Raw genomic sequence first — 2,893 nt, 5'->3', positions numbered from 1 at the left:
GCCGGGGCCAGACTGCCACCCGTCCCCACCTTGGAGGCGGTGAGTCCCCCCAACGTCGAATACCTGAGGGTAGCGGGGGTAGAGGCTGGCAAGCTAGACAGCGAGGAGGGGTTTACGTCCACCGAGACAAAAACGAGAAGGGCGGCTTCGCTCAACGTCGCGTACTCCTTCGTAGACAACGCGCCACATTTTAGTATCGTGCACGTGAGGGAGGAGAGGCTAGACGCGAACTACACAGCCCTCTACTGGTATTCACACTACATCACGCTGTAGAGACAGTACGGGCGCACCGGAGGTTATGAGCTGTCTGCCCTCTTCTCGCCCCGGGTGAGGCCAGCCCAGTTCTAGAGGGAGGGTCCTCGTGTACCGCCGTCTGGCACAGCCCTGTGCTTCAGGAGGGCGGAGCGCGCCCTGAGGGGGCCCGCGCTTCAAGAAAGAGGTTAGAATACAACGTTTGAAGTGGCTACCTCAAACCGGGACCTTCTCCCCCTCTCCCTCTTGAGACGCAGGTCGCTACTGGTAGCGCTGGTGAGATAGGGGTAAGCTATATCTGATGAAACTGCGTAGAACTGTCCAGCCCTGTCGCTGGCCTCAGACACAGTCGTGCTATCCCAATCTTTGGCGAGTGAGCTGGACACGTCTTCTTCGCCCCCGTGTAACACTAGGCTGTGGCTAACCGACATACTATAGTATACCAGCTCGTCTAGAAGAGGGGAAAAGATATATACAGCCTCTTCAATAAGGCGGCCAGTAGTATATATATCGTCCTTGTGGTAGTACTTGTAATCCGAGAGGTCTAGCGGGGCGATTCTCATGTCACACGAGACAACGTCGCCATAAAAACCTGCAGACTCCCTATACCAGTTCTAAAAGTTAAATACACGGGTTTTTGCCAACGGTGTGGGGCCTCGTAAGAGCCCGCATGGGGCCAGTAGCCCTGGGCTGTCCCTCATACACGTCTTGGCTACAGAGTACAGGAGGCGCCTCCTGGCGGGTAGCGCCAGAAAGCTCACGTTCACGTACGAGGAGATAGAGCAACTGTACGGGGCAACGCCCGACGGGCAACTGAGGGAGGAACTGGAGAGGCTGGTTATGGGGGGCCTCCTGGAGGAAGTCGGCGGGAGGTACTACGTCCTGACGCCAGACGCGCTCAGGCTAGCGGAGGGCCACCCCGCAGGGGCGGGCCCGGGCCAGCCAGAGCTCGACATCTACGTAGCGGGCAACAGGTACGCCTTGGAGAGCGTCGTGGGTAGCGTCCAGATCTCCAACTGGCTAGTAGGCGCGGGCGTCTTCTGGCGCGGCGGGAGCTTCGACGTGGCCAGGGCGGCCAGGCTTAGGGCCAGGGTGCCGAGGCTGTTTCTAGACAGCGGGGCCCAGCAGTTCTACAGGAAGTTCAAGGGGTTCGCCTACCCCTACAGCCCCAGGCAGTACCTGGACTTCGCCCTAGCCATCGGGGCAGACCTGATCGCCACCCTCGACCTCCCGCTGGACATACTAGCACCGCGGGGCCTGCCCGTGAAGGAGGGTATCAAGAAGACTGTGGAGTACGGCGTTGAGATATACTCCCTGGCCGAGGGCCTCGGGGTGAGGCAGAGGGTCGTGCCCGTATTGCAGGGCTATACGGATCCCTCCGAGTGGCTGGAGTCGCTGGACCTCTACAAGTCCCACGGCGTGGAGGCGGAGGTGTGGGGCGTGGGTAGCCTCTGCATGATGTCTAAGCCGAGGCTGGCGGAGAGGATCCTCAGAGAGGTGAGGCGGGCGTTGCCGAGGGCCAGGCTCCACGTATTCGGCGTGGATCTGAACGTGCTGAAGCGGGTGGTCTGCCTAGTAGACTCCTACGACACCTCGGTGTGGATCTTCTGGGCCAAGAGGTACGGCACGGTGAGGGTGTGGGACCCGGACAGCGAGAGCTTCGTGAAGCTCAAGCCATATGTGAGGTACCCCACCGAGAAGCTGTTCAGGCTAAACATACGGGAGCTCTTCAGGTTCCACAGCCACATGGTGGAGAAGAAGAGGCTGTGCCCGCGTATACAGTAGCCGACGGGGAGGAGGTCGGCAAAGGGGCTACGCATAGACACAGCCATTTCTGAGCTCTCCAGCGAGAAGTTGTGGAGACACGCGCACCGCCATGAGTGGGATAGCACTCAAGGCTGGCTACGCCACGTCCGGTTTTTAATACTCAGCGTCTGTTTCTACGTGCGGGCGAGGAAGGTGCACTACGATGTTGAGTACGGACCCAGGCCCGCCGACCTAGTCTACGACTGGGACTTCGCAGAGGTAGCTGTCGCAAACCTAGAGAACAAGATCTTCATGGACGAGTTCATGCACACGCTGAGGATGTGGAGATCTAAGGGATGTATAGAGGGCGTTAACGCGGGGAGTTATCGAGCAGAGGGTTGCGAGCAACGTAACAAGAGAGAGCAATGTGGCGATGTAATGATACCGACGAGGCTGATAGGGGTGGAGAGGGACATGGTACTGTCGGTGTCTAAGCTCAGAAAGCCGCTGGAGATGTGTACCCCGGGCTCCCTCTTCAGAGTAGCGACGGTCGTAGTTCTCTAGCCTTCCGTACAGAAGCCCTACTATTGAGTTGACGGGAGAGACACTAATGTTGTGTCGCAAAGGTACTGTTACCACAGGCCGAACAGGGCTTGTCTACGCTCTGTCGCCGCAGTGCTAGCTAGCCAGTAGGGGGACGGTGGCGTTAGAGCACGAGAGCCACGGCGCCGTGTATGGCTTTGGAGAGCCTCTCCTTCGGCCCCTTGGTGCGCAGGTCTATGTGCGCCGTTGCTTCTAGTAGCGTGAGGTATAGATCTGTAGAGTCCGTCAAGCCGTTGGCGGCCTCTGTGGCCCATACATAGTGATCAAGTGGCGTGGTGTACTTCGCGCACAG

5 protein-coding genes are annotated in these 2,893 nt (G+C 59.0%); 3 read left to right on the top strand and 2 right to left on the bottom strand.

The genetic code is table 11. The features are described from left to right. A partial coding sequence (locus ACP5J3_RS12500; protein WP_428495989.1) for a hypothetical protein occupies positions 1–273 on the top strand: 273 nt, incomplete at its 5' end. A gap of 167 nt (positions 274–440) precedes the next feature. Here the strand turns inward: ACP5J3_RS12500 and ACP5J3_RS12495 are convergent. Then, a complete protein-coding gene (locus tag ACP5J3_RS12495) occupies positions 441–815 on the bottom strand; it encodes a hypothetical protein (RefSeq protein WP_428495988.1) in 375 nt (124 codons plus the stop codon). A gap of 85 nt (positions 816–900) precedes the next feature. Between ACP5J3_RS12495 and ACP5J3_RS12490 the strand changes: the two genes are divergently transcribed. Both ACP5J3_RS12490 and ACP5J3_RS12485 read left to right on the top strand, forming a co-directional pair. Further along, positions 901–2,037, top strand: coding sequence for a DUF7221 family queuine tRNA-ribosyltransferase-like protein (locus ACP5J3_RS12490; protein WP_428495987.1), 1,137 nt, complete (start codon positions 901–903; stop codon positions 2,035–2,037). A gap of 159 nt (positions 2,038–2,196) precedes the next feature. Next, a complete protein-coding gene (locus tag ACP5J3_RS12485) occupies positions 2,197–2,562 on the top strand; it encodes a hypothetical protein (RefSeq protein WP_428495986.1) in 366 nt (121 codons plus the stop codon). Between the two features lie 142 nt (positions 2,563–2,704). Here the strand turns inward: ACP5J3_RS12485 and ACP5J3_RS12480 are convergent. Beyond that, a partial coding sequence (locus tag ACP5J3_RS12480) for a hypothetical protein (RefSeq protein WP_428495985.1) occupies positions 2,705–2,893 on the bottom strand: 189 nt, incomplete at its 5' end.

Origin of the sequence: Pyrobaculum sp., assembly GCF_049971835.1 — an archaeon.
Classification (GTDB): domain Archaea; phylum Thermoproteota; class Thermoprotei; order Thermoproteales; family Thermoproteaceae; genus Pyrobaculum.
This window is presented reverse-complemented; position numbering and strand designations above follow the sequence as displayed.

Bases quoted from the DNA above. Each gene is read 5' to 3' on its own strand.
- ACP5J3_RS12495 (WP_428495988.1), bottom strand. From the start codon at position 815: ATGAGAATCGCCCCGCTAGACCTCTCGGATTACAAGTACTACCACAAG.